The 23,985-nt window shown below is 70.2% G+C and carries 26 protein-coding genes and 1 pseudogene; 15 read left to right on the top strand and 12 right to left on the bottom strand.

The genetic code is table 11. From position 1 onward, the window contains the following. The first annotated feature begins 534 nt into the window (after positions 1-534). Complete coding sequence (locus tag ACFXA3_RS07020) at positions 535-1,443, top strand: glycoside hydrolase family 25 protein (protein ID WP_385183042.1); 909 nt, start codon at positions 535-537, stop codon at positions 1,441-1,443. Between the two features lie 253 nt (positions 1,444-1,696). Here ACFXA3_RS07020 and ACFXA3_RS07015 read toward each other — a convergent pair whose 3' ends face one another. Next, positions 1,697-2,299 carry an HAD family hydrolase gene (locus ACFXA3_RS07015; protein ID WP_385183039.1) on the bottom strand — a complete coding sequence of 201 codons (603 nt, stop codon included), beginning with the start codon at positions 2,297-2,299 and terminating at the stop codon, positions 1,697-1,699. A gap of 667 nt (positions 2,300-2,966) precedes the next feature. Here ACFXA3_RS07015 and ACFXA3_RS07010 point away from each other — a divergent pair. From ACFXA3_RS07010 to ACFXA3_RS07000, 3 genes are all read left to right on the top strand, one after another. Beyond that, entirely contained in the window at positions 2,967-3,383 is a 417-nt protein-coding gene (locus tag ACFXA3_RS07010; protein WP_385183036.1) for a hypothetical protein, read from the top strand. Between the two features lie 298 nt (positions 3,384-3,681). After that, positions 3,682-4,227: an SMI1/KNR4 family protein gene (locus tag ACFXA3_RS07005; RefSeq protein ID WP_385183034.1), complete on the top strand. Its 546-nt coding sequence runs from the start codon at positions 3,682-3,684 to the stop codon at positions 4,225-4,227. Positions 4,228-4,504: 277 nt separating this feature from the next. Then, on the top strand, positions 4,505-4,717 hold the full coding sequence (locus tag ACFXA3_RS07000; protein WP_385183031.1) for a winged helix-turn-helix domain-containing protein: 213 nt from the start codon (positions 4,505-4,507) through the stop codon (positions 4,715-4,717). Between the two features lie 143 nt (positions 4,718-4,860). Here the strand turns inward: ACFXA3_RS07000 and ACFXA3_RS06995 are convergent, their stop codons facing one another. Next, positions 4,861-5,337 (bottom strand): MarR family winged helix-turn-helix transcriptional regulator, encoded by a 477-nt coding sequence (locus ACFXA3_RS06995; RefSeq protein ID WP_385183028.1) that lies wholly within the window; start codon positions 5,335-5,337, stop codon positions 4,861-4,863. 70 nt (positions 5,338-5,407) lie between these two features. Between ACFXA3_RS06995 and ACFXA3_RS06990 the strand changes: the two genes are divergently transcribed. The 5 genes from ACFXA3_RS06990 (at position 5,408) to ACFXA3_RS06970 (ending at position 10,956) form a co-directional block, all read left to right on the top strand. Then, positions 5,408-6,331 (top strand): alpha/beta hydrolase, encoded by a 924-nt coding sequence (locus tag ACFXA3_RS06990; RefSeq protein WP_385183025.1) that lies wholly within the window; start codon positions 5,408-5,410, stop codon positions 6,329-6,331. A 585-nt stretch (positions 6,332-6,916) separates the two neighbouring features. Further along, positions 6,917-7,540: a DUF6082 family protein gene (locus ACFXA3_RS06985; protein WP_385183022.1), complete on the top strand. Its 624-nt coding sequence runs from the start codon at positions 6,917-6,919 to the stop codon at positions 7,538-7,540. 584 nt (positions 7,541-8,124) lie between these two features. After that, complete coding sequence (locus ACFXA3_RS06980) at positions 8,125-9,009, top strand: CPBP family intramembrane glutamic endopeptidase (RefSeq protein WP_385183019.1); 885 nt, start codon at positions 8,125-8,127, stop codon at positions 9,007-9,009. 28 nt (positions 9,010-9,037) lie between these two features. Then, entirely contained in the window at positions 9,038-10,270 is a 1,233-nt protein-coding gene (locus ACFXA3_RS06975) for a sensor histidine kinase (protein WP_385183017.1), read from the top strand. Continuing rightward, on the top strand, positions 10,267-10,956 hold the full coding sequence (locus ACFXA3_RS06970) for a response regulator (protein WP_385183014.1): 690 nt from the start codon (positions 10,267-10,269) through the stop codon (positions 10,954-10,956). The genes ACFXA3_RS06975 and ACFXA3_RS06970 overlap by 4 nt, the downstream gene beginning before the upstream one ends. Before the next feature lie 362 nt (positions 10,957-11,318). Here the strand turns inward: ACFXA3_RS06970 and ACFXA3_RS06965 are convergent, their stop codons facing one another. Next, a complete protein-coding gene (locus ACFXA3_RS06965; RefSeq protein ID WP_385183011.1) occupies positions 11,319-12,215 on the bottom strand; it encodes a hypothetical protein in 897 nt (298 codons plus the stop codon). Between the two features lie 34 nt (positions 12,216-12,249). Next, positions 12,250-12,676 (bottom strand): annotated as a pseudogene (locus ACFXA3_RS06960) (YbhB/YbcL family Raf kinase inhibitor-like protein); the annotation flags it as partial. A gap of 105 nt (positions 12,677-12,781) precedes the next feature. Between ACFXA3_RS06960 and ACFXA3_RS06955 the strand changes: the two are divergent. Beyond that, positions 12,782-13,474 (top strand): GntR family transcriptional regulator, encoded by a 693-nt coding sequence (locus ACFXA3_RS06955; protein WP_385183008.1) that lies wholly within the window; start codon positions 12,782-12,784, stop codon positions 13,472-13,474. 2 nt (positions 13,475-13,476) lie between these two features. Here the strand turns inward: ACFXA3_RS06955 and ACFXA3_RS06950 are convergent, their stop codons facing one another. After that, positions 13,477-13,971: a hypothetical protein gene (locus tag ACFXA3_RS06950; protein WP_385183006.1), complete on the bottom strand. Its 495-nt coding sequence runs from the start codon at positions 13,969-13,971 to the stop codon at positions 13,477-13,479. Between the two features lie 214 nt (positions 13,972-14,185). Continuing rightward, on the bottom strand, positions 14,186-14,617 hold the full coding sequence (locus ACFXA3_RS06945) for a winged helix-turn-helix transcriptional regulator (protein WP_385183003.1): 432 nt from the start codon (positions 14,615-14,617) through the stop codon (positions 14,186-14,188). 95 nt (positions 14,618-14,712) lie between these two features. On the opposite strand from ACFXA3_RS06945, the gene ACFXA3_RS06940 reads away from it, so the two are divergent. Continuing rightward, positions 14,713-15,063: a DoxX family protein gene (locus tag ACFXA3_RS06940; protein WP_385183001.1), complete on the top strand. Its 351-nt coding sequence runs from the start codon at positions 14,713-14,715 to the stop codon at positions 15,061-15,063. A gap of 345 nt (positions 15,064-15,408) precedes the next feature. Here ACFXA3_RS06940 and ACFXA3_RS06935 read toward each other — a convergent pair whose 3' ends face one another. Next, positions 15,409-16,623 (bottom strand): hypothetical protein, encoded by a 1,215-nt coding sequence (locus tag ACFXA3_RS06935; RefSeq protein WP_385182998.1) that lies wholly within the window; start codon positions 16,621-16,623, stop codon positions 15,409-15,411. A gap of 579 nt (positions 16,624-17,202) precedes the next feature. On the opposite strand from ACFXA3_RS06935, the gene ACFXA3_RS06930 reads away from it, so the two are divergent. Continuing rightward, positions 17,203-17,385, top strand: a complete 183-nt coding sequence (locus ACFXA3_RS06930) for a hypothetical protein (RefSeq protein WP_385182995.1) — start codon at positions 17,203-17,205, stop codon at positions 17,383-17,385. Positions 17,386-17,601: 216 nt separating this feature from the next. Here the strand turns inward: ACFXA3_RS06930 and ACFXA3_RS06925 are convergent, their stop codons facing one another. Together ACFXA3_RS06925 and ACFXA3_RS06920 are read right to left on the bottom strand one after the other, a co-directional pair. Continuing rightward, on the bottom strand, positions 17,602-17,805 hold the full coding sequence (locus ACFXA3_RS06925) for a cold-shock protein (protein WP_385182992.1): 204 nt from the start codon (positions 17,803-17,805) through the stop codon (positions 17,602-17,604). A 118-nt stretch (positions 17,806-17,923) separates the two neighbouring features. Beyond that, complete coding sequence (locus ACFXA3_RS06920; protein WP_385182989.1) at positions 17,924-18,166, bottom strand: WhiB family transcriptional regulator; 243 nt, start codon at positions 18,164-18,166, stop codon at positions 17,924-17,926. Between the two features lie 155 nt (positions 18,167-18,321). Here ACFXA3_RS06920 and ACFXA3_RS06915 point away from each other — a divergent pair, with 155 nt between their 5' ends. Continuing rightward, entirely contained in the window at positions 18,322-18,630 is a 309-nt protein-coding gene (locus ACFXA3_RS06915; RefSeq protein WP_385182986.1) for a hypothetical protein, read from the top strand. A gap of 463 nt (positions 18,631-19,093) precedes the next feature. Here ACFXA3_RS06915 and ACFXA3_RS06910 read toward each other — a convergent pair whose 3' ends face one another. Both ACFXA3_RS06910 and ACFXA3_RS06905 read right to left on the bottom strand, forming a co-directional pair. Continuing rightward, a complete protein-coding gene (locus ACFXA3_RS06910; protein WP_385182984.1) occupies positions 19,094-19,588 on the bottom strand; it encodes a hypothetical protein in 495 nt (164 codons plus the stop codon). 505 nt (positions 19,589-20,093) lie between these two features. After that, on the bottom strand, positions 20,094-20,519 hold the full coding sequence (locus ACFXA3_RS06905; protein WP_385182981.1) for a MarR family winged helix-turn-helix transcriptional regulator: 426 nt from the start codon (positions 20,517-20,519) through the stop codon (positions 20,094-20,096). Positions 20,520-20,656: 137 nt separating this feature from the next. On the opposite strand from ACFXA3_RS06905, the gene ACFXA3_RS06900 reads away from it, so the two are divergent. Beyond that, positions 20,657-21,301 (top strand): MBL fold metallo-hydrolase, encoded by a 645-nt coding sequence (locus tag ACFXA3_RS06900; protein WP_385182978.1) that lies wholly within the window; start codon positions 20,657-20,659, stop codon positions 21,299-21,301. A 68-nt stretch (positions 21,302-21,369) separates the two neighbouring features. On the opposite strand, the gene ACFXA3_RS06895 is transcribed toward ACFXA3_RS06900, so the two are convergent. Next, positions 21,370-22,263, bottom strand: coding sequence for a LysR family transcriptional regulator (locus ACFXA3_RS06895; RefSeq protein WP_385182975.1), 894 nt, complete (start codon positions 22,261-22,263; stop codon positions 21,370-21,372). Positions 22,264-22,367: 104 nt separating this feature from the next. Here ACFXA3_RS06895 and ACFXA3_RS06890 point away from each other — a divergent pair, with 104 nt between their 5' ends. After that, positions 22,368-23,456: an alcohol dehydrogenase catalytic domain-containing protein gene (locus ACFXA3_RS06890; protein ID WP_385182972.1), complete on the top strand. Its 1,089-nt coding sequence runs from the start codon at positions 22,368-22,370 to the stop codon at positions 23,454-23,456. The last annotated feature ends 529 nt before the right edge of the window (positions 23,457-23,985 follow it).

Below are 23,985 nucleotides of genomic sequence, written 5' to 3'. Positions count from 1 at the left end.
CGCGCCCCCGGCGCAAGCGCGGCTGGCGCCGGGAGGGGCGCCCGTGGGGGGGCGCCCCCCGTCGAAACGCGGGTGCAGCCGATCCGGACCGCGGGGTCCGATCGGCTCTCCCCGCACTGTTCGGCCAGGCGGGCTTCGCACTCGAGCCTGAGGAACTCCGGGGAACTCTTCGGATTCGGGCTCGCGCGGATGCTCGACGGATTCCAAACACTCATCGGATTATCGGTCTACCGATGGGGAGCCGAGGGGGCGACCAACGGCACCCCGCCCCGTGGCCGTCGGCGTTGATGTGAGGTGAGGGTCGATTCATCGAGCTGAATCGATTCGGCAGCTCAGGCACGTATCGACCGGCGAACAGCCGGGGATCATCTCGGGGCATTGAAGGCTCCGGATACCTCACCGCCGCCGATCCGTCCTGGCACCTCCTGCGGGGCGGCGACGTCACCATCTCCACCAAAGCCGCCGGCCTGCGCCGCTGCGCTGCCTGCCGGGCCAGAGCCAACGGGCCATCCGTGGCAAGAAGGGCAACGCCTGATGGGCATCTACGGACAGGACTGGGCGTCCTACCAGAGCGACGAACCGAGCCTCGCCGGAATCGACTTCGTCTTCACGAAGATCACGGAAGGCCTCGGATACACGAATCCGAAGTGGGTCCGCCAGCGAGACCACGCCAAGCGCCACGGCCTGGTCTGGGGCGCCTACCACTACCCCCACATGGGCAACGACCCGGAAAGCGAAGCCGACTTCTTCCTCGACCAGGTGGCGTGGCAGCCCGGCGACATCCTGGTCCTCGACTGGGAGGGCTACGACGACGCCAACGCCGGCGTCTCCAAGGCTCGCCAGCGGGCGTACAAGGAAGACTGGCTCCGCTACGTCAAAGCCCGCATGCCAGGTCACCGGGTCGGCATGTACTGCAATGCCGACTACTGGAAGAACGTCGACACGACCAGCTACTGCGGCGACTTCCTGTGGATCGCCACCGCGGGCCGCGGCGCGGGCGACCCCGGGATCACGGCGAGCTGGATGTTCCACCAGTACGACGACAACCCCGTCGACCAGGACTACTGCCCGCTGCCCGGCCGCGAGGAGCTTCGCGCCTGGGCTCTCGGATCCTCGGAGGACGACATGCCCCTGTCCCAGGCAGACCTCGACGCCGTCGCGACCGCCGTCTGGCGTCACACGGAGACCAACGCCGCCACCGGCCGCCCCGTCGACATGGGCGCGGTCATGGCGTGGATGGACAAGATGCACAACAACCAGACCGACGCCGTCGCACGACAGCTCGCCGCGACGCAGGCAGCGGTGACTGCGCTCGCCGCTCAGCTCGGCCAGCAGCACGGCGTCGACACCGAAACCGTGGTGTCCGCGGTCCGGCAGGCCATCGCCGACGCCGTGATCAACGTGGATGTCCACGTCACCGGCACCCCCGCACCGACCGGCTGAGAGACAACGCCCCGGAGGGGGGGGGGGCCGCGCGGGGCGGGGTCGCCCACCCCGTCACAACGGTGCTGGACCCCGACCCCGCCCCCCCGCACCCGCCCGGCGGCCCTCCACCCCCCCGCCGGGGCGTGACCGCGCTCGGCTCGGTCACGCCACGCGGCAGGCACGCCGCGCACGGGCGGGCAGCTGCGAAGAAGGGCGTCAGGCACGTGCTGGTGTTCATGCTGGTGTTCCTGGGCTTCACGTGTTGTGACGGTCACCGCGGCAGGAGCGCATCCAGTGCCGCACCGAGCCCGACGGTGTCGCGGAAGTGGATCGCGGCGATGCCCAACTCGCGGGCGGCAGCGACGTTCGCAGCCCTGTCGTCGATGAACACGGCTTCTGCGGGGGCGACACCCATCATGTCGAGGGCCTGGGTGAACACCACCGGTTCGGGCTTGGTAGCGCCAAGACGGCAGGAGAAGAGCAAGGCGTCGAAACGGGAGGCGACCTGAGGGAACGAGTCCGGGAACGCTTCCAGGAGCAGGGGGTCGTTGTCCGTGAGCAGGGCGGTGCGGAGAGGACGCACGGTGTCCGCCAGCCTGAGCACCTTTGGATCGGGTTCGAAGGCACGGCACCAGATCTCCTGGAGTGCCCGGATGCTTCCCTGGAACCCCAGCCTCTCTTGAATCGTGCGGTGGATCTCCGCCGGGGATTCAAGGCCGAGGTCCCACCGCGAGATGAGCCCGGATGCATACAGTCTGCTCTCCACCTGCTCGGGCGTGAGCCCGCATGCCGTACCGAGCGCGGCAAGCCGTCGCTCTGGATGGAAGCGGCAGACGACGCCCCCGAGGTCGAAGAAGATCACCTTTGGCTGCATGCGCTGACGATAGCTGCACCGCCGTCACGACAAACGGCCTTGCTTGGATGCTCCTGCAGAGCTGGCCCGCCTCCTGGTCACAACGCCAGTCAACCCTTGATCACAATCCACAGCTGGAGTACTAGACGTCGCCCCGTCGAGCTCGCCCGCGAGCTCGACTTCGCGTACCGCGAGTCGTTGGCGACGGGGTGGTAGCGCTCCCGCTCTTCTGCGTCGCGGTGACTTCCAGAAGTTCCCGCGCCTCCTCGTCCACGAGGAGGCGGACATCAGGCGCGGCCCGCTGTGGACCAGGCGGTGTCACGTTCCTCGCAGCGTGATGGGCCGCCTCTCATCCAGACCTCCTCGACCACGTGCCAGGGGGATGGCGTGGGGGTGACGTGCGCGCGCTGAGCTCCTCGTCGAGCCTCCGATGAAGTTCCGCTGAACGTATGGACGGCACCCCCGCCTCCTCGGTCCAGCCAGGACCGCGCAGCCCGAATACCCCGCCTTTGCGGCGTCCGGTCCCGACACGCCATCCGATCCAGCAGCCCGAGCCGCGACCGCCGAGGGTGAACTCGCGGTGTCGTCGTCCTGTCTCGTGAAGACGGAACCTCCTGACCGAAGATTGGCTGCTGCGGTGTTGTCTCAGCGAAACTTGATCGAGATGTCCGGCTGGGAGCCTGGTGCCGTGGAAGACTTCATGGAGCAAGGACTTCGCCGCTCGATCGCCGAAGCCGACTCTCCGGCCTGGCACGTCAGGGCAGCTGCAGGGCGACGGCTGGCGGCGGCGCCCCGGATCGAGGGTGTCGCCGATGTCCTGCACCGTCTCCTCCTGGACGCTCAGGACACCGGAGTGACCTCCGATACAGCAGCGGCCCTGTTGGCCCGCAGGGATCTGGCCGGCCTGCGGGCCGTGCTCGCCGCCCGTGCAGTGGCGTCTGACGAGGGGACCGCTGACCAGCTCGCCGCGGAGCTTGATTGCGACCCACGCTGGGCGACCGGAGAGGGCGGCGCCGAGCTGATCACGCAGCTCCGAAAGCTGACGTCGGATACAAGCCCAGGGGTCCGCAACGAGGCCCTGTTGCGGCTATCCCGCCTGCGCTGACGGGAAGGGCGGGCAACGGCCGATCTTCAGTGAGGCAGGACAGTCGTGTCGTTGCTCATCTGGGGCTGATGGTCATGTCCTGTCTCAGATGATCTGGTCCGATTCGCCGACCGTCTCAGGCGATCTGGTCTGTGCCGCCGGAGCTTGAGGGAGCTGGTCCGAGACCTGGGCGGGACACGACCCGGTTCCGCGGCCGTCATGTCGCCACAGCCAGGAGACACGGGGCGAGCAGTATCAGCAGCCTCGGAACGCGAAGGTGCGACGGACCGGGCCCGGACGTCATTGCTACGGTCGGCGGATGGAGAGCTGGGACGAGGGCGGTGTACGCGCTCGGATACGGGACATGGCGGCACGGGACCCGGAGCGGTCACGTTTCGGGGCTCGTACACACCGGTACGAGCTGACGCCGCCGCTGCCGGAGGCGGAGATCAGGGCGTTCGAGGCGGTCCACGGCATCAATCTGTCGGCTGAGTACCGGTCCTTCGTCGCGGAGGTGGGCAACGGGCCTGCCGGGCCCGGCCACGGGTTGATGCCGTTGACCGTCCCTCGCCCGGAGGCCGGCGAGGACTGGGCTGTGGACGACGAGTGGGAAGAGGACCGACTGCCGGGCCGACTCGCCGAGCCGTTCCCTCTCAGCGAACCCCTGCCAGGCCGGATCGGCGCATCGACCGGTGAGCTGACCGGGGGCACGCTCATGCTGGCCGAAGAGGGCTGCGGCATCTACATCAGGCTGGTCTTGAACGGCCCACGAAAGGGCGAGGTCTGGCGGATCGACCCGGACTGGGGCGGCTTCGTCCCCGTGAGCGCCTGCTTTCGCACCTGGTACACCGAGTGGCTGCAGTAGTTGTCTCAGCCATTCAAGCTTGGAGGGCGCACGCTCACCTGTTGCCGGGCACGGGACACCGCTGTCGGTGAGGGGTGGCGGGCTGCGGCTATGAGTCATGCGCTTGCCGTGCGGGAGGGCGAGCGGCCGGCGGGTGACTCCGCTGCGGCCCGGTGTTTCACCGATCTGCGGCCGAATCGGCCAGAGAGGCAGGGGGGTAGGAGCTGCTCGCGCCAGTCCTCTTCACCTGGCCCGAGCAGGTCGCTGCGCCGTCCGTCCCCCCGCTGCCTGGAGACGCTTGCCGACACATCCCGATGAAGGACCAGCCGCGCACGACTGGGCGGAGGGCCAGGTGTGGACCGCGGTGCGGGTGACCCCACTGATCACCAGGAAGTTCCGCGTCTCCAACAGCCTCTCCGGGACCATCGGGCTGATGCACCGCCTCGGTTTCAGCCCGATGGTGCCGGCGCGGCGGGTGGCCGAGTGTGACACGCAGGCCGCCATCGTCTGAGACGAGGCGACCTGGTCCGAGGCACAAGCGGCCGGGCGGCCTGCGGAGGCCATATCCGCTTCGAGGACGAGGCAGGCTTCACCCGAAGGCCACCATCAGGGCGCTTGCTTACCGCCCCTTCAGTCGGGAGGTGAGGAAGCGCGTCAGCCGGTGGGCGTGCCGATCTGGTCGCGTTCCAGGACGGAACGCAGCTCAGAGAGGGCATGCGCGGCGGCGGTCATGGGGGACGCCTTGAGTGCACCGGCGATCAGTTCGGCCAGCCGCCCGGTAAAGGTCTCCTCTGCCACGTCGACCAACTGCCTTCCTGCGTCGGTCAGTTCCAGCAGCGACGACCGGCGATCCGACGGGTTCGGCATGCGGGCCACCCATCCCTGCCGCTCCAGGCGGTCGACTCCCTTGCTCGTGGCCCCGATGCCGACGGCGAACTCGGCCGCCAGATCCGCCACACGGGCCCCCGGGTGGTCGCGGAGGTGGCGCAGGAACTCGAATTGCGACGTGACGATCCCGTGCTGCTCGCGGAGGCGGTCGTTGAGGGCGTTGTACAGGCGCGTCTCGCATCGGACGAGGTCGGCGAAGAAGCTCGGGAGGTCGACCGTCTCACCGCTCACTTTAGATGCCATGGCATATAGTCTACGTTACATGCCAAGGCATATAGTTCTGAGGAAGCTACTTACGGCAGGAGTACGCACCATGAGCAAGGAACAGCGCACGCAGGTCAGCGCGATGCTGCGGCAGCCCCGACCCGACGGCCCCCGGCCGGTCGAGGCGGTCCGAGCCGGATTCAAGGCGATGATGGCCCAGATGATCGTTCCGGACGGCCTCCGCATCACCAAGGCGACGCTCGGCGAGCGACCGGCGCTGCACGTCGAGCCGGGCACCGGGACGCGCACCGGGACGATCCTGTACTTCCACGGCGGCGGCTGGGTGTACGGCTCCCCCGAGACCGCGCTGTCGCTGACGGGGAACCTCGTGGCCAGGACCGGGTTCACGGCGTACTCGCTGGACTACCGGCTCGCCCCCGAGCACCCGTTCCCGGCCGCGATCGAGGACGGGCTCAGCGCCTACCGCTCCCTCCTCGACAGCGGCGAAGACCCTTCGGCCATCGCGTTCGCCGGGGACTCCGCAGGCGGCGGACTCAGCATCACCACCTGCCTCGCCGCCCGGGACGCCGGCCTGCCGATGCCTGCCGCGATCGTGGCCTTCTCCCCCGGCCTCGACGCCACCCGGACGGGCGAGAGCATGAACACCAAGGCAGGCATCGACCCGTTCTTCACCCGCGAGAGCCTGGGACACACCGGGGCCATGTACCTGGCGGGAGCCGACCCGCACCAGCCCATGCTCAGCCCCGCCGTCCTCGCCGAGCTGACGGGCTTCCCCCCGATGCTCCTCCAGGCGGGCACGAACGAAGTGCTCCTGGACGACTCCACCCGTATGGCCGCCCGCGCCCGCGCTGCCGGAGTGGACGTGATCCTCGACATCACCGCCGACGTACCCCACGTGTTCCAGTCGTTCGCCGGCGTGCTCGACGAGGCCGACCAGGCACTGGACCGGGCAGCTCTCTTCCTCACACAGCACGTCCAGGTTCCCGACTCCGCGGCCAAGTCGGCCCGGTAAGGCCTGGAGGCCTTTGGCCGTGCGACCAGCTGGACGGCTCCGCTCCTCGCAGTGAAAAGGCAGAACACGAGTCACCGCGCAGAGGCAGGGCCGTGGTGTCGGGCGAGGGCCTCCGTGTCAGGCCAGTGCTTGCCGCGTGGACAGCGGTGAGCTGCGACGACGCCCCGGGCGGGCCGGCCCGGACGCGCTGCGGCGGATCGAGTCATATGCGCCAGCCACTGGAGTGCTGTCGGGGAGCGGCTCTCAGCCCGTCACCGGGACGTGGCAAGCCGCCGGACGGGCCGGGCAGGCCCACTGGTCGTGGACGCACCGCTCGATGTCACGCTGTCGGCATCGTGCCTCCGGTTCCAGGAACGGCGGCCCTCGAGGCGATCCTGGACTACGCTGCCCGAGGCTGGCCCAGCCACTGGGGCATGACCGTTGGGGGGGGTGATCCACCTGATATCACGTCAACGACCGGTGCATGCACGTCGGCTGGTTCGCCGGACGGGTGCAGTTCTGGGACTTGTAGCTGCCGGGGCGGGCGCGCTGGGCGCGGTGCTGTTGTCGCCCTTTCTGCTACAGGAGTTCTCCCACTCCAAGGGAGTGGACTGGAACAAGCTGGGTCAGATCGGTGCGGCGTACGGTTTCACGTCGGCGATCGTCTCGGCGCTGGCGCTGACCGGCGTCGCCGCCTCCCTGCTCTTCCAGAACCGGCAGGCCAGGGCGGACCAGGTCCAGGCGATCCGTAGTTACTACCTCGAACTGGTCCGCATGGAACTCGACGACATGCCGCTCTACCAGCCCTGTTGGGGCGACATGGACATCGCCGATCCTCACGAGCAGAAGCGGCACGTCTATGCCGATCTGATGATGAACTACGCGTGGATGGGCTTCGAAATCGGGACCATCCCCGAGAGCCTGCTGCGGGACATGCTCGCCGGCATGTTCACCGGAGAGGCCGGGCGAACCTACTGGAGCAGGGCCCGTACCTCCTGGATCGCCAGCGCTTTTGGAAGTCGTCGCGGGCGCCACTTCCTGACCATCGTGGGCGAGGACCACGATCGTGCTGCCGCCGACGGGCCACCGACCCGCTCCATCGTCACGTCCAGCCGGCCTGGCGGGGCCGCTTCGGGGACATCGCGGGTGTGGCGCACGCCGGCGGGCATCCTGATCGGTCTGGGCGCCGGCTTGGTGGCCGGATCGGTCCTGCGCGGCCGCCGCCGCTGAACCGGATTGGGTGGTGCCACAGCGGTGCGCCGACGTCGGACGAGCCGTTCCTTCTCGACGGTCCACCGGATCCTGGTCCGGTACGGTCTGAACCGCCTGGCCTGGCCGCAGCGGCGAACCGGTCCGCCGCTCCGAACGGGCCTGGCCCGTTGATGACCACTCCCGCCCGGCCTACGGCGAAGTCCTGCCTGACGAATGCCGCGACATGCATCGCCCGCAGGAAGATCCGGCCCCATCGGCTGTAGAACACATGCCAGTTCCCGTACGCCCTGCCGGACTTGGCCCCCTCGGCCCTGCGCCTGGGCACCGCCGAGGCCGCTGGGCATGAACACCCGCCTCGGCCTTGCCGTCGCAGCGGCCGTGGTGCTGGCCCTCGTAGGGCGCCCGCTGCTGTTCGTGCCGCGGCTGCGGTGCGTGGCAGTGGAGGCCGGGATTGGTCGGACGGGAGTGGTCGGACGGGATTGGCGCATCCCCCGTGAGAGCTACCCGGGCTGTCCCTCCGGGGGTGATTCGCGGATGCGGGATGGTTTCTAGCGTGGTTGCCAGGTCGCCGCTGGTGCGACCACTGCCACAGGGAGGCCATCATGAGCACGACATCGACTGCCGAGTACGGGCACGAAGCGGACGCCGGTCCGGACGCGGGGCCGCCCGGCCGGGGCGGCCGTTTCGGCCGGATCCTGCGCTCGCCGATCGGCTGGTCGGTGACCGGGCTGGTCGGAGTCGCTCTGGTCGCGGGTCCGACGGCCACGGGGCCGGGTCCGGTGCCGGTGCTGGGCGCGGCCGCCGCGGTGGCCGTGTACGCACTGGTGATGCGCCGGATCGCGGGACGCGCCACGCCGGAGATCGCCCGGTCCGGCGCGGCGCGTGAGGCGCTGCTCGGCGGCGGGATCGGGCTGGGGTTCATCGTGGCCGCGCTCTTGTTGATCACGTTGTTCGGGGGGTATTCGTTCTCCTGGGCGGGCAGCGGCTTCATGTCGGTGGTGTGGTCCGCGGTGATGGTGCAGATCGGTACCGCGGTCACCGAGGAGCTGATGTTCCGGGGTCTGTTCTTGCAGGCCCTGGAGCAGCGGTGGGGCAGCGGTATCGCGATCGCGGTCACCGCGGTGTCCTTCGGAGCCGCCCACCTGGGCGGGGCGGGGGCGAACCTGTGGAGTGCGCTGGCGATCGCTTTGCAGGCGGGTGCGATGCTGGGTGCCTCGTACCTGTGGAGGCGCAGCATCTGGTTCGTCGCGGGGCTGCACTTCGTGTGGAACACCGTTCAGCAGCTGGCCGGCATCCCGGTATCCGGGCATGCCCCGGAGGGGCTGTTCACCGTCGAGGCCCATGGCTCGGCGGCGCTGACCGGGGGTATCTTCGGCCTGGAGGCGTCGGTCGTGCCCGTGCTCCTCAGTGTGCTGATCACCGTTCCGATGCTCGTCCTGGCCCGACGAGGCGGCGGCCTGCTGCCCCGGCGGCGGGCCCGGCATTGAGACCGGCCGACCGGAGGATACGGAAGTGATGTCTCGTCAGGCGCCCTGGATCCGCCCGCGGTTCCGGGCGCCGCTCGACCGGTGGAGGGAGCGGGGCGCCTCCTTCCGGGACGGCCTTGTGGCCGTGGTGCTCGCGCTGCTCGCCTTCGCGCCGACCCTGTCGAACATCGGCGCACAGATCGGTGATCTGCCCCAGCGGCCGGGGGACGCGCTGGGTATCGGGCTGACCCTGGCCCAGACGCTGCCGCTGGCGGCCCGCCGTCGGTGGCCCGCCGCCACTCTGGCCGTGGTCGCGGCCGCTTTCGCCGCGCATCAAGCGCTGGGTTTCGCAACGACGTTCGGCAGCCTGGGGCTGTACGGCGCGCTGTACTCGGCCGCGGCTCACCAGGTCTGCTTCCGCCCGCGCCTGGCGGCCGCGGCGAGTGCGGGCTACGTCGCCCTGGCCCTGGTACTGCACCGTCTGGGCTCACCGCAGGGCATCGCGGACTATGCCGCCTTCTATCTGACTCTGGCCGCGATCTGGCTGGTGGGGAGCAGCGTGCGGATACGCAGGGCACAAGAAGCGGAGCAGCGGCGGCTGGCCGCCGAGGTGGCCACGGCGACCGAGCGGGCGCGGATCGCCCGCGAGCTGCACGACGTGGTCACCCACCACGTGACGGCCATGGTGGTCCAGGCCGATGCGGCGCAGTTCCTGATCACCTCCGCACCGGAGCAGGCCGGCGAAGGGCTGGTGGCCGTCAGCGACACCGGACGGCGGGCTCTGACGGAGCTGCGCTACCTCCTCGGCGTGCTGGAGGCGACCGGCGAAGACGCCGATCCGGCGCGTGCGGAGCGGGCCCCGACCCTGGGACGGGTGGCGGACCTCATCGAGCAGGCCCGCAGGTCCGGCCAGCCGGTCGAGTTCAGCGAGCGGGGCGAGCACCAGCCACAGCCGGTGGACGTGGAGCTGGCCGCCTACCGGGTGGTGCAGGAGGCACTCACCAACGCCATGAAGTACGCGGCCGGGCAGCCGACCCGGGTCTCGGTCCGCCACGGCGGGGAGCACCTCGAGATCACGGTGGTCACCGGCGGATCCGACAGCCCCCCGGCCGACCCACCGCTCATCCGGGTGCCGGGTTCGCGGGGCGGGCGGGGTCTTGCCGGGCTGCGTGCACGGGTGCGGATGCTCGATGGTGAACTTGAGGCCGGTCCCCGGCCCGAGGGCGGGTTCGAGGTCCGCGCCACGATTCCCACCAAAACCCGTCCAGGAGTAGCCCCGTGAGCGAGAGCGACGCGCAGCCGCCAATCCGTGTACTCGTCTGTGACGACCAGGCACTGGTGCGCACCGGCTACGTCACCATCTTCTCAGCCCAGCCCGACATGGAGGTCGTCGGCGAGGCCGAGAACGGGCACGAGGCGGTCCAGGCCGCACACCGACTGCGCCCCGACGTGGTCGTGATGGACATCCGCATGCCCCTGCTCGACGGCATCCAGGCCACCCGGCAACTGGCCGGCCCCGATGCCGAGAATCCGCCGAAGGTACTGGTCGTCACCACCTTCAACATCGACGCGTACGTGTACGACGCCCTGAAGGCCGGAGCCAGCGGCTTCCTCCTCAAGGACGCACCACCGGCCCAGCTGGTCAACGGGATCCGCACGGTGGCCCGGGGCGAGGCCCTGCTCGCTCCCGCCGTCACCCGCCACCTCATCGGCCACTTCGCCGAGCACATACGCCCCACCAGCCCCGAACGCGAAACGGTCGTCAAGGCACTGACCCCGCGCGAGCTTGACGTGTTCCAACAGGTGGCCGAGGGCCTTTCGAACGCGGAGATCGCCGAAGCCCTGTTCATCGCCCCGGAAACCATCAAGACCTACGTCTCGCGCATCCTGGCCAAACTCGGGCTGCGCGACCGGGTCCAAGTAGTCGTCCTCGCCCACCGCGCCGGACTGGTGTCCGGCACGGCTTGATCTACCACCCTCGACCCGCCCGGGGCCAGGCTTGTCCCGGAGCCAGGCAGCCCCGGGAGCCAGGCAGCTCCTGGGCCCGACGATGAGGCCCGGGCGGGTCCGTCCGGCTGACGGCCCGAAACAGCACGTATGAGCCGGCGGCGCCACGCCACTGCCCCGTTCGTCCGCGCGCCGACCGCCCGGACGCCATTTCCGCACGCCCACCCCTCGAGTTCCGCCGCCCCGCGCTCCCTGTTCGGATCACGCTGACGACGGCAGAGCAGGGCAGGGCACGGCAGGGCACGGCCGGTACGCCTGACCGTGCAGGGATCATGGTCGGGGCCCCGCGGCGCCTGATTGATCTCGCTCGCGCGAAGGACCGTCTATGCGGGATCAGACCGTCCGTGAACGGCCTGGACCGCTCCCTCCGCGGCGAACGCGTCCGTGATCGGCGCGATGAGCGAGGCGAAGCGGCGGGCACCCGCGGCGCCGATCGGCGCCCAGAGCGCGGCGCAGTGCTCGTCCGTTTCCACTTCGATGCGCTCGCGTGCCGCACTGCCGGCGTCGGTCACCACGCCGTGGGAGTCGAGCCACCCGCGCGCGACGAGGCGTGCCGTCGCTGCGCTCCACTCCTCGTCGTCCCACTGACGGGTCGCACGCGCAAGAGCCGTCGGGAGGAGGCCGGTTGCGGTGTGCAGAACGAGGCAGTCGCACGGCCCGAGACCGTTGTCGGCGAGTACGACGAGATGGGCGTCGCCGCGCCACTCGCGCGCCACCGTGATCTGCTGCCACAGTGCGACGAGGGGATCGGACGGAAGCGCAACCGAGGCGTTCGCGGCGGCCAGCACCTTGCCGGCGTAGTCGGCACCGGCGACGACCGGGTCGATCAGCAGGCGCGCCTCGGCAAGGTGGTCATCCGTCAGATGCACGTTGACGCGCCGCATCGCCCGCCCGACGGCCAGGAAACGGGCCGCCTGCCACCGCTCAGGAGGCGCGGCGTCCCACACGCCCGCCATGGCCCGCACGGCCCGCGGGCTGAAGTTGTAGAACGCCGCGAGCGTGACGTGCCACGGAACCGCGCCCATCGCGGCCGACCGGAAGGCCAGATACGCCGGCCCGCGGTCGGTCACCCCGAGCCCGGCGGCCTCCTCGGCGCTCTCGGGGGCAAGGTAGATGAACAGGTGGGCTGCGCTGACGGCGCGGCTGACGTCACGGACGGCGTTCAGGTCCATCGGGCTGTCGCCGAGGAGTACGGAGTCGGGAAGGTCGTCGAGGTGCATGGCGATGTCTCCTCCGGGGAGTCGGGCGGCGCTGTCAGGCGGGTGTTTCGGCAGTGGCGGTCAACGCGGCGTGGCCGAGGGTGTGACCGGTCACGGTGAAGCCAAGGACGGCCGGTGTGGCGTCGGCCGGGACGCCTGGGGCGGGGATGTCGAGGGCGTGCGCCACGATGAAGTGGCGGTGCGGGCCGTGTCCGGCCGGCGGGGCGGCGCCGATGTGGCGGGCCACGCGGGCGTCGTTGGGCAACTGGTGGGCATTTGCGGGTAGTTGTGAGCCGGTGCCCGTCGCCGGCGCCCTTGGAGAACTCGGTGTCGGTGGCGGGGAGATCGGCGACCGCCCAGCACCTGAGCCCGGACCCGGCAGGGGCATCGGGGGCGTGGACGGTGACGGTGACGGCATGGCTCGTGGTGCCGTCCAGGGCGCCGCTCCAGGACAGCCGCGGGGACATGTCCTTCCCGTCAGGCGGGCACGGCGGTCGTTCCTTTCTCAACGAGGGCGTCCTCATCGGCTACTGAATCGACAGTAACACGGATAATCGATTATCTGGCGGATCGTCTAGGATGGGCTCATGACTCAGACGGCGCACTCCGCCACCCCGCCGGGGAAGCAGATGCTTTCCGAGCAGGTCTACGCACACCTGCGAGACGCGATCATGCGCGGGGACCACTCCCCCGGCGCCCCCCTCAAGCCGCAGGATCTTGCCAAGGAGCAGGGCGTGAGCTTGGCCGTGGTGCGCGAGGCGCTCGTACGGGTGGTCGGCGAGGGACTCGCCGACCGGCTGCCCAACCGCGGTTTCGCGGTCCCGTCCTTCTCCGACCGCCGATGGCAAGAGATCGCGGAAGCCCGGCGGACCGTCGAACCGGTCGTACTGCGCATGTCCATCGAGCGCGGCGACGTCGACTGGGAGGCCCGCGTGCGAGCCGCTCACCATCGTCTGATGCGCACTCCGGCGTACGCGCCGGAGGAGAGCGAGTACTACACAAGCGCTTGGGCCGAGGCACACAGGGTCTTCCACCGCACCTTGCTGGAGGGGTGTGACAACAGCGCGCTGCTGGAGACCTTCGACCGGTTGTGGACCGCGAGCGAGCTGGCCCGCCGTTGGTCGGCGCACCGCAACCCCGACCGGGACGGCGCCAAGGAACACCGCAGGCTGGAGGAGGCGGCGTTGGCGCGCGACGCCGACACCGCAGCCGCACTCCTGGTCCAGCACCTGACCTTGACCGCGGCTGCTCTGACCGACGATTCAGGTCAGGCCACCTAGGCTTACGCCACAACAGCGAGGTCGCCCCACGGGTGCCGGAGGGTTCCCTCCCGCTCCGGCATCACAGACACCACTGGTCCACTGAAGCCCCAGTGGGCGGCGACGGCTGCGGGGTTCAGCTCCGGGTCACCGAGGTTGTGCTCGATGAAGGCATGGATCCGCTGCACCAGCGCCTGCGTCCGGACTTCGGCAGGAAGCTGGTCCTCGGCGTCCGGCTGTTGGGCCAGGCACGCCACCGCGAGATCGACGGCGACCGTACCGAGACGACGCAGTTCCCCCGGGGTGCATTCGGCGCCGTGGTCTTCCAGCGGGGCCAAGAAGGACGCCAGGATCGCGGCCATCCCCCGGTCGCCCGGCATGCGGCGGGCCAGCGCCTGGTCCAGGCCTTGGGTACGCGGCGACATGATGTCCCGGCGCAGCATCAGGATCGTAGCCCTCACTTCGCCGCCCGTGGCGGACATCTCGCTGCCGGAGGACCGGGAGATGTCCCAGAGCATGAGGTCACCGCGCCGGATCAGGGGGGCCGTACGCCGAGCACCGCAGCCTCACCCTGGAACGCGGCGGGCCGCTCACAGCTGAGCCTGGCGGGCATCACCCCCGACTGCGGCTCGCCTCTCCGCACTGACGGGCCGCGCCCCAAGCGGCTGCCGAAAACGGCCGGGCATCTCCGCGAGGACGGAGAGCAGGCTTCTTGACCCGGGACCCTATGGATCAGGCACGGTTCAGATTCGCGTCAACAGGAGGAGTCTTCGCCGGGCTCGCCTGGTCCGCCCCGGTGGTGCTGGCCGCCTCGGCTGCTTCCCGGAAGGTGACGACCGCCTCGCCGTTCTCCCGCGCCCATGCAGTGAGCATCCTGATGGGCTCCTCCAGGGTTCGCCCGAGATCGGTCAGACCGTACTCCACCCGCGGCGGCGCCTCGGCGTACGCGTGCCGCTCGACGAGCCCGTTGGCCTGGAGCCGGCGCAGCGTCTGGGTCAGAACCTTGCGCGAGATGCCACCGCTCAACTCAACCAGCTCGCCGTGGCGCAACGGGCCATCGGTCAGCGCGAAGAGCGTGACCATGGACCACTTGCTGGCGATGATCTCCATGGCCAGGAGAGCGGGACAGTCCGAGAGGAACGCAATTCCGGGTCGCAGGCTCATGCCCCGAAAGTTACCTGAAGGTACCTGGCGGCCGCCTATCGTCGTCGAGGTGCGCACGCCCCGTACTCGCATCTCGCATGATTGAGGTTTCAGCCATGTTCGTCTCCCTTGCCGTCGTCACCGTGTTCATGTCGGCGGTTCTCCTGATATCGGCCGGGGCCAAGTCCGTGCGGACGCGGCACATCACCGAGCAGATGTCCGCTCTCGGGGTGCCGCAGAGCATGATGGCCTACCTGATCGGCGCTCAGATCGCTGGCGCGGCAGGTGCAATCGCCGGACTCTGGTGGGGACCCCTCGGAGTCGCCGCCGCGATCGGCCTGACGCTCTATTTCGCCGGGGCGGTCGCCGCCCACCTGCGCGTCGGCGACCGCAAGGGCGCGCCTCCGGCGGTGGTCCTCGCCATGGCCTCCGTCGCCCTGATCGTGCTGCGCGCTGCCACCCTCTGAGCACCTCGAAACGGGATTTGTGGGGAGCCCGGTGCCCGGAGACCGGGCGCCGGGTTCGGGAGGCGGCTCGGGGAGACCCACTGGTGGAGACATCAGCAGGGGCCCCGAGTCGGCCTCACCGATACCGCGCCACTGTTTCGGCTTGATGATGCAGCAGCGTTCGACGGTGTTGCGCTGCTTGTGGGCATGGCGGTCGGAGCCCGGCGCCGGCCGTCCTTGCTGCCCAGCCGTCTGCGGTTGGCGATCTGGTCGGCTCGCTGCGGCCGCCGCCACCACGCAGGGACGGGCCGACCCTCGCCGTACGCCGCCTGGCTGCCCGCATGGCGGCGGCCACGGGCGGTCGGGTTAGGGCCGGGCCAGGATGTCGGTCACACGGTGCGCGTAGATCACGCGGCCACAGGGGGATCCGGTGTCCGTGCAGGTCGGGTCCGTGGTGTCCATGCGGTGTTCGGTGAGCGACCACAGGTATTGCGTGCCGCCGCCGGGCACGCCCTGCCCGTGCTCGAAGGACAGGTCCTCGGGACCGACCGCGTTGGTGATGTTGGCGCCGTAGTCCACCAGACGGCCGCCGGAGACGGTCGCCCGGCGCAGGCTGCCGCTGTGGGTGGTCCAGCTGCGGTTGAAGTAGTACATGCCGTCGTAGCGTGCCGCGCCCTGGGTGAGATCGCGGGGCAGATGGAACGCGCCCGTTGCGCCGACCACGCCGTTGGTCGACTTGAGCAGGCCGGTGGTGTCGTCCATCGGCAGTGCGCCGACCCGGCCCTTCTCGGGGTGCGTGTCGTCGGAGTCGCAGTACTCGCCCATGATCAGAGCCGGAGCGGCGGAGTTGCTGCGGTCGACGGAGATGTAGGACGCCTTCGGTGCTCCGGTGGCCACGCAGGTCGGCGCGGAGGAATTGCCCTGGGTGCCGGCGAACTTGTACGAGGCCACCTGCGGCATCACGTACCGGTACGTGTAGCTGTAGTAGACGTTGTTCTGCCGGCCGATCTGGGTCTCGTCGCGGACGTTGCTCTTCAGGCCGTCCAGCGTGGTGTCGTCCACCGACGCGTTCTGGTCCGGGTTCAGGTCCAGGATGGAACGCATGTCGAAGACCCGCAGGCCGTTGAGGGTGTCCGCGACGTAGAGGTAGTACTTGTACCAGGCGATGCCGCCCGCGTGGATGTCGACGGCCTTGTAGGAAACGTGGTTGTAGCTGTTGTAGTACGGCTCCACCAGCAGGACGTGCCGGTACCGCCGGCCGTCGGGATCGCCCGGTATCGCAGTCTGCGGATCGAGGAACGACAGCCGCACGCCCTTGCCGCCGGCCTTGTCGTACCAGGCGGTGACCAGTGGCTTGCGCGAGCCCCACAGCTCGTCGGTCTGGGCGTCCGAGACACCCGTCATGCCCTGGGGGATCCATTCCTCGGTGGCGGAGTCGCCGGAATCCCAGCAGAGCTTCCTGGCGGGAGCGAGTGCCTTGCCGTCGTCACCCGACCCGAAGGGGTCCGTGGTGCAGGACGCGCCCGTCTTCGCGACCCGGTTGCCCTGGTCGAGCAGGTCCTGGACACCCTGCGTGGGCAAGGCCGCTTTCAGATCGGCCACCTGGCCGCTCAGGTCGGGTCCGGACTTGAGGTTGAAGGAAGACGCGGTCGCCGGGTCGCCGGGAGCCGCCTGAGCGGGGGAACCGATCGCCGGAAGCAAAAGGACGGCCGCGACTGCAGTGGCGACCCAACCGGCATACCTGCCGGGGGATTTACGGGGAGGCATCGCTGATTCCTCGACCTTCACTGGAGGGAGAGCGAAGATCATACGGATGGTCACGGGGCGCCCGCGCACCGGGGCAGTCACGTGAGTCGCGAATCCGGAGCGGGGCGGGGAAACCCGAAGGACGGCTGTGCCGGGTCGGGCCGCCGCCGGACAGTCGACCCGCGCAACCCGCCGAGGCCGCGGTGAGCTTGGGCTTGCCAAAGCCCGGTCCGCTGCACCGAAGGCCAGACGCCGGCCGGAACCTCCCGGCGCGGCGGGGGACGTACCGTCGCGGGACTCGCGGCGCGGCCGACGCAGTCTGTGGGAGGCGATCGGCCGGCAGGGACAGGCTGCGCACACATGGCCCGGCCCGCACGGGGCACATGGTCGACACCGACCGAAAGGAGTCCGCCCATGCTGGGCATCGCCGCCGCAGTCCTGTTCTTCATCGCGTTCCTCGTCAACGCCGCCGACATCACCACCAACGACGTCCTGAGCTCGACCAACCTCATGCTGATCGGTCTCGCCGCGCTCGCACTGCACGTCGCCGGCATAGGCGGCACGCGGCCTGCCCGCGGATGGAGCCGCAGACGCTGACGGTCGTGGGGTGACATCGCCCGCGGAACCCGGCCCCATGCCATGGGGGTTCATGGGCGGAGGTCAGGAGCAGGAGCCCGGGTACGACCGATCTGGTACCGCACGAGCAGGCCCGTGTCGGGGCCCGGCCACGTGTCATATCCCGCGCTCTCGCGTCCTGTGGCAACGGCAACGGTGCCCGCCGTCGGCGGGCACCGGCGCACGTGTGAGGGAGTGTCAGCCGCGAGCGATGTTCTCCGCCTGCGGGCCCTTCTGCCCCTGTGTGACGTCGAAGGTGACGACCTCGCCCTCCTGCAGCTCCCGGTAGCCTTGCCCTGCGATGTTGGAGTAGTGGGCGAAGACGTCCGGACCACCCCCGTCCTGGGCGATGAACCCGAAGCCCTTCTCGGAGTTGAACCACTTCACCGTGCCACGCGCCATGCTCAATCCTTCTGTACGGCCTGCTGACGGCCCCCTTGCGGACCGCCTCGGCGTCCGGGCGGAAGCCTGATCCCTTCCTGCCCATCGGCGCAACCGGCCACACCCCGCCGGAGGCGGATCAGTCTGCCGATCGTGCGCGGGCACGAGCCGCCCGCCGCATGACGGTCCGGGATTCCGCCTCGCTCGTGCCGCCGCACACACCGGGGCCCCGTCCTTCCTCGAGGGCCCACCGTGGGCAGTTCTCCCTGACCGGGAACCGGTGGCACACCGCTTTGGCTTCCTCGATCTGGAGGAGAGCCGGGCCGCTGGAGCCGACCGGGAAGAAGGGATGGGTGACTTGCGCGAGTTGCCGCCTGTTCATCGTCACTCCTCCATCCGATCGCCCCCATGCACGGCCATCGGGTCGTAACGGCCGGGCGGCCTCCGGCAGTCTGATCTCCCGTGCCTGAGGGGTTTGAATCACGACATGGGGGCATCCGCACAACCCAGCCCTTGCCAGCCGACAGGAGACAGCAAGTGACCACCTACGTCATCACCGTGCCCGGCACGTTCCTGACGGACGTCGACGACGCAACACGCTCCGAGCTGGCCGGCAGGTTGGCTTCGCACCACACCGATCTGAGCGAGAACGAGGACGTGGAACTGCTCACGGTCCACGAGGGCGGCACCTTCTCCGTCCGGCTGGAGGTCGAGGCCCCGGACCGGGCCACGGCCGAGGGCAGCGCCGTCCGCCTGGTGACCGGGGCCCTTGCGGAGCTCGGACTGCCGCAGAAGGAGGCTCCTCTGGGACCCTCATCGGTCACCGGCATCGACGGTGATTCCTGAGGCCTCCGGCTGCGGCGAGTTGCTCACCGGTCTGCCGGCACACCGGGCGCAGCGGTGCCGTCCGGCCAGCCGCGCGCAGGCGGGCGCGCCTGGCCGAGGCGGCAGAGGATCAAAAGGCCGGGGTGTGTCAGGTGCTCCCGCCCGCCCTACCGGATGACGAGCGCGCGTTCCTGGGGGCCGACCTTGGAACGAATCCGGGGCCGGTGCGACCAGCTTCAGGGATACGCCAGGAGGCAGACGCAGCGCCTGAACGGCGTTCTCGCGGGACAGAAGGACCCGACCCTGCGCTGCCCTCACTGCGGTCAGTGGGCCTTCCGCCCGAGGTGGGGTCCGCTGCGAAGACGGTGACCGCGTAGGTCGCGTGCCGGACCGGCATCGGTATCCCCCGCCGTCCCCCTACGAACTGCACACCGCCACCGTACGGTCCCGACCGCCAGGGGCGCGGGACCGTACGGGGTGGGCGTCAGGGCTTCGGGACGGCGGTGGGGAGGCCCGTGGGGAGCTTGCCCGGCTCGCTCTTCTGGTAGGTCTCGGTGCCGAGTTCCTGCCAGGTGACCTTCAGTTCGGCCGCACCCGCGGAGGCGACCTGGCCCTTCGCGTGCAGTGCGCCCGCCGGGCACTTGAGGTCGAAGGACTTGCCGTCGGTCGTGCCCTGGCAGGTCAGGCCGGTGGCGCCCTCGACGACCACGGCGATCTTGCCCTTGACGGTCAGGACAACGGGCTTCGACGGGTTCGCCATCGAGATCCAGCCGCCCTCCACACTGCCTCCCTTGGCGTCGGCGCCGGCCCCGGTACCGGAGCTGGACGCGGCCGACGAACTGCTCGGCGTCGCGGCCGGCTTCGGGTCCTTCGAGGTGGCGGCCTTGTCGCTGCCGGAGTCGCTGCCGCAGGCCGTGAGGGCCAGGGCGGCCGCGATGCCGGCGGTGGCGATGAGGCTGTGACGCAGGTTCTTGTGCACGAGAAGTCCCCCAGTGGAGCACGCATTGATCGAAAGAGTGGCCAAATTACCAGGAACGCAGACGCGGACGGCGGCGTCGGCGTCACCGGTTCGTCACAGGTACCGGACGTAGTCGTCCAGGACGCCGCCGATGGAGGGCCGGCCGTCGGCGCGGTCGGCCACCGCCGTGAAGAGCCTCGGGCCGGCAGCGCCGCCGATCAGGGCACGCGGGCCTTGGAGCGGCTCGCCTGGGCGCAGTTCCGGACGGGCCGGACGGGCTTGGACAGTGGGGCGGGCGGCGGCGCGGCTGCTGTGGTGCGCGCCTTAGGGGGCGATCCGGAGCCCTGACGGTGTACGCCTGCGAGTCCGGTCAGCGGCTTCCCGCGCAGCTACGACACCGCTGTTGACCGAGTAGTGCACCGCGCGCGGGACGGCGCGCTGGCCGGACTGACGGCACGCACGCCAGACGAGTGACCTGAAGCTTCGCAATGCGCAGCGCCCGATGACGCACGTGGCAGCCCCTGGGCTACTTGCCGTTCAAGTGTGCGGTCAGGCGTGACAGCAGAGGCAGCGCCGCTTCAAGCGTCTTTCGTTCATCGCTACTGAGGACATCGTTGATCGCGGTGCCGAGCCAGTCGGCGCGCCTTTGGCGCTCTTCGGCCAGACGGTCACTTCCCGCCGGCGTGAGGTGGAGCAACAGCTTGCGCCCGTCGCTGGGGTGCGCCTCGGCGTGCACAAGGCCCTGAGCCAGGAGTTCCTTGACCGCCTTGGCAGCCGACTGGTGACTGACTCCACGCTGTTGTGCGATATCGGCGGTGGTCAGCGGGCCGCTGCGGTCCAGGTAGCCCAGGACGGCGGCCTCGCCGGGCGGCATCTCGTCGGCAGTGCGCACCGTGCGTACGAGCCGACCAATGGTCAGGCGAAGTTCCTCAGCCAGCCGATTCTCGTCCATGACGCCACCTTACCCCGCACCCATCAACCAAACTGTACACCTTGACTCCATTGTTTAACCCCGACGCCACGACCATATCTACAACCATGCTGTACAGTTTGGTTGTAGATATTCGGTCGGCTCGAAAAGGACCCGCTGTGAAGCTCACCAAGCACGCCCACGCCTGCGTCACGCTCGAGAAGGACGGCGCCCGCCTGGTCATCGACCCCGGCACCTTCACCCCGGACGCGGCAGAAGCCGTCACCCAGGCTCACGCCGTCCTGATCACCCACGAACACTTCGACCACTTCGACGAAAAGCTCGTAGCCGCCGCTCTCAAAGCCCAGCCCGGGCTGCAGGTCTACGGCACCGCCGCGGTCGCAGCCACCCTCGGCAGCCACGACGGCCGCGTCCACGCCGTCGCCGCGGGCGACGCCTTCGGCGTCGGTTCCATCACCGTGACCGTCCACGGCCACCGCCACGCACTGATCCACGCCGACATCCCGTGCCCCGACAACGTCGGTTACCTCTTCGACAACGGAGCCGTCTACCACCCCGGCGACGCCTACTTCGCGCCCGACGCCCCCATACGCACCCTCCTGCTGCCGACCAGCGGCCCATGGACAAAGCTCGGCGAAGCCGCCGACTACGTCCGCGCCGTCAAGCCCGAGCGCATCGTCCAGATCCACGAACTCATGCTCAGCGACCTCGGCCAGCACTCCACCGCCAATCTCCTCGGCGAGAAGGGCCTGACCGGCACCCCGATCGACCGTCTCGAGCCCGGCACCACCGTCCAGCTGTAAGAGCTCCCAGGGAACGAACGGGCCATCGGTGGGTTACGGCGCCGACTCCGACGGCGCGGAGGCGAGTATCAGGCGGTCGAGGTGATCGCTCGGGTGACGGCCGTGACCGCCGGGGTCGGGCGGCCGGGGAGTCGCGCCACGAGAACCCGGCGGATTTCGGGAGGTGCGCCTTCGACGTGCAGCAGGCTCACCCCGGGCGGCAGCATCGGCGAGAGCCGGGAGGGCACCGTTGTCACCCCGAAGCCACCGGCGACCAGCTGAAGCTTGGTCAGCCAGTCGCGCGCGCAGTGGACGATGTGCGGCCGTCCGGGCAGGCCGGGCCAGACGCCGAGCAGTGGCTCGGAGTTCGACGCCGGGGCGGCGATCCACGGTGCGTCGACCAGTTCGTCGACGTGCACCGCGGTGCGGCCGGCGAACGCTCCGGTCGAAGGCGCCGCCACGACCAGTTCGGTGTCCGCGACGGTCTCGACGTGCAGGCGCGGCGACTCTCCGTCCAAGGGCCGGTGGGGCGGGCGGGACGTCAGCACGGCGAGGTCGATCGAACCCGCTCGCAGTGCCCGGACCAGGGTGGGCGTGGCGCCCTCGGTTGTCGTGACCGTGACCTGTGGGTCGGTTGCCGCGAGGCGGGCGAGCGAGGGGGGCAGAATGGCCGCGCCCGCGCTGAGGAACACTCCGAGCCGCACCCGTTCGGTCCGCGGGACGGTGCCGGTGAGGTCGCGCTCGGCCGCCGTCAGGCAGTCCAGGATCGTGCGCGCGTGGCGCAGCAGGGTCAGACCCGCGGGGGTGAGCCGCACTCCGTCGGCGCGGCGTTCGAACAGGGCGGCGCCCGCGCTTCGTTCGAGGGAGGCGGCCTGGCGTGAGACCGCCGACTGGGTGTAGCCGAGCCGGGTGGCTGCTGCGGTGAAGCTGCCGGACTCTGCGATCTGTCGCAGGACCCGCAGGCCGGTGCTGGAGATGTCCATGCGTCATACGCATACCACGGATGCGTGATCGTCGCTTCCCGCACTGCTCGCCGGGCTCCTAGTGTCGATCGCGACGGACAACGGACGAACACGGAGGTCATCACGTGCGAGCAGCAGTACTGACGCGATTCGGCGCCCCGCTCACGGTGCAGGAGGTGCCCGACCCCGAGGCGGGCGGCGGCGAGGTGCTGGTCGAGGTACTCGCCACCTGCGTGGCCCCGTACGCGGCCGAGGTCTTCAGCGGCGCACGGAACTACCCCCTCGTTACTCCCGTCGTGCCCGGGATCGGCGGCGTGGGACGGGTCGTCCACGCGGGCCCGGACGCCACCCGGCTGCGCCCCGGCGACCTGGTGTGGTGCGACTGCACGGTGCGCTCGCGGGACGACGCCCTGACGCCCGACATCACGCTCCAGGGCTGGAGCTCCCGCGGCGAGGGCGGCGCACGGCTCGCCCGGTACCTGCACGATGGATCGTGGGCCGAGCTCATGCGGGTCCCGACGGAGAACGTGTACCCGCTGCCCGCAGCGGCGGGGGACGACCCGGCCCGCTGGGCCGCGCTGGGCGTGCACGTCATCCCTTACGGCGGGCTGCTGGCCGGCGGACTCGCAGCCGGTGAGACGCTGCTCGTCAGCGGGGCCACCGGCAACCTCGGCAGCAGTGCGGTCGCGCTCGCGCTCGCCATGGGGGCGGGCTGCGTGGTCGCCCCGGGCCGCAACCGGGCCGCGCTCGGCCTCCTCGCCGACCGGTTCGGTCCGCGGGTGCGCCCGGTCCCGCTCACCGGGGACGAGGCCGGCGACCGCGCGGCGATGTCCGCGGCGGCCGACGGCCCGATCGACATGGTGATCGACCTGCTACCGCCGAGCGCACCCAGCTCGGCGGCGCGCACGGCAGCCATGACCGTGCGCGAGTACGGCCGCGTCGTTCTCATGGGCGGCGTCGGCATGCTCGGTGGCGACGACCTCGCGCTCCCGTACCCATGGATCATGCGCAACTCGATCAGCGTCCGCGGCCAGTGGATGTACCCGCGTACGGCGAACGTCGGCATCATCCGGCTCCTCGCCTCCGGCACCCTGGACCTCGCCCCCGAGCGGGTCCGGTCGTTCGGCCTCGATGCCGTCAACGACGCCGTCACGTACGCCGCCGCACATGGCGGCCCGTTCGACCGCACCGCCCTCACGCCACCGGCTCGCTGACAAGACCGACTGACCTCCACATACCGGCGCCACGACCACGTGCTGCCCGGGCAGATCAAGCACAGGGCGGTGGCGTCGTCTCCGGGCGGCTGCCGTCGTCGGCGTCGACGACCGCGCCCACGCCCACGAGCGTGCGCACGACCTCACCGCGGGTGCTCATCGGCCGCTCGCGCAGGAGGCCGGGCAGGTCGACCGTTTGGACGTCAGGTTCCTGCTTCCGTCATCGGTGATCTTCCACGGAACACCCGAACAGGGTTTGTCGCCCAGGATGTCCAGACCGTGCTTCAAGAACCGCCGCCAGGTGCGGACCGTGTCCGGAGCGGTCCGCAGCCGCCGCGACACCCCCATGACCGATCAGGGGGTGATGTGGTCCAGGAGCCAGGTGGCAATGGCTCGTGCGATGCCGGAGGCGGCTCCTCGCAGGGCGGCGCCGGCCAGGGCGCGTCGCTCACGGCGGGTCAGGCGGTCACGGGACATGAGGTCTCCAGGGCTGGAGCGGTCGTGTGGGCAGCCGGCCGGCTCGCTGTGC

It is taken from the genome of Streptomyces sp. NPDC059456 (assembly GCF_042750055.1).
In the GTDB taxonomy this organism is placed as follows: Bacteria; Actinomycetota; Actinomycetes; order Streptomycetales; family Streptomycetaceae; genus Streptomyces.
This window is presented reverse-complemented; position numbering and strand designations above follow the sequence as displayed.

Excerpts from the sequence above, each read along its gene's own strand:
- ACFXA3_RS07020 (WP_385183042.1), top strand. The coding sequence starts at position 535 with ATGGGCATCTACGGACAGGACTGGGCGTCCTACCAGAGCGACGAACCG.
- ACFXA3_RS07015 (WP_385183039.1), bottom strand. The coding sequence starts at position 2,299 with ATGCAGCCAAAGGTGATCTTCTTCGACCTCGGGGGCGTCGTCTGCCGC.
- ACFXA3_RS07005 (WP_385183034.1), top strand. The coding sequence starts at position 3,682 with ATGGAGAGCTGGGACGAGGGCGGTGTACGCGCTCGGATACGGGACATG.
- ACFXA3_RS06995 (WP_385183028.1), bottom strand. The coding sequence starts at position 5,337 with ATGGCATCTAAAGTGAGCGGTGAGACGGTCGACCTCCCGAGCTTCTTC.
- ACFXA3_RS06990 (WP_385183025.1), top strand. The coding sequence starts at position 5,408 with ATGAGCAAGGAACAGCGCACGCAGGTCAGCGCGATGCTGCGGCAGCCC.
- ACFXA3_RS06980 (WP_385183019.1), top strand. The coding sequence starts at position 8,125 with ATGAGCACGACATCGACTGCCGAGTACGGGCACGAAGCGGACGCCGGT.
- ACFXA3_RS06975 (WP_385183017.1), top strand. The coding sequence starts at position 9,038 with ATGTCTCGTCAGGCGCCCTGGATCCGCCCGCGGTTCCGGGCGCCGCTC.
- ACFXA3_RS06965 (WP_385183011.1), bottom strand. The coding sequence starts at position 12,215 with ATGCACCTCGACGACCTTCCCGACTCCGTACTCCTCGGCGACAGCCCG.
- ACFXA3_RS06955 (WP_385183008.1), top strand. The coding sequence starts at position 12,782 with ATGACTCAGACGGCGCACTCCGCCACCCCGCCGGGGAAGCAGATGCTT.
- ACFXA3_RS06950 (WP_385183006.1), bottom strand. The coding sequence starts at position 13,971 with ATGCTCTGGGACATCTCCCGGTCCTCCGGCAGCGAGATGTCCGCCACG.
- ACFXA3_RS06945 (WP_385183003.1), bottom strand. The coding sequence starts at position 14,617 with ATGAGCCTGCGACCCGGAATTGCGTTCCTCTCGGACTGTCCCGCTCTC.
- ACFXA3_RS06940 (WP_385183001.1), top strand. The coding sequence starts at position 14,713 with ATGTTCGTCTCCCTTGCCGTCGTCACCGTGTTCATGTCGGCGGTTCTC.
- ACFXA3_RS06930 (WP_385182995.1), top strand. The coding sequence starts at position 17,203 with ATGCTGGGCATCGCCGCCGCAGTCCTGTTCTTCATCGCGTTCCTCGTC.
- ACFXA3_RS06925 (WP_385182992.1), bottom strand. The coding sequence starts at position 17,805 with ATGGCGCGTGGCACGGTGAAGTGGTTCAACTCCGAGAAGGGCTTCGGG.
- ACFXA3_RS06920 (WP_385182989.1), bottom strand. The coding sequence starts at position 18,166 with ATGAACAGGCGGCAACTCGCGCAAGTCACCCATCCCTTCTTCCCGGTC.
- ACFXA3_RS06905 (WP_385182981.1), bottom strand. The coding sequence starts at position 20,519 with ATGGACGAGAATCGGCTGGCTGAGGAACTTCGCCTGACCATTGGTCGG.
- ACFXA3_RS06895 (WP_385182975.1), bottom strand. The coding sequence starts at position 22,263 with ATGGACATCTCCAGCACCGGCCTGCGGGTCCTGCGACAGATCGCAGAG.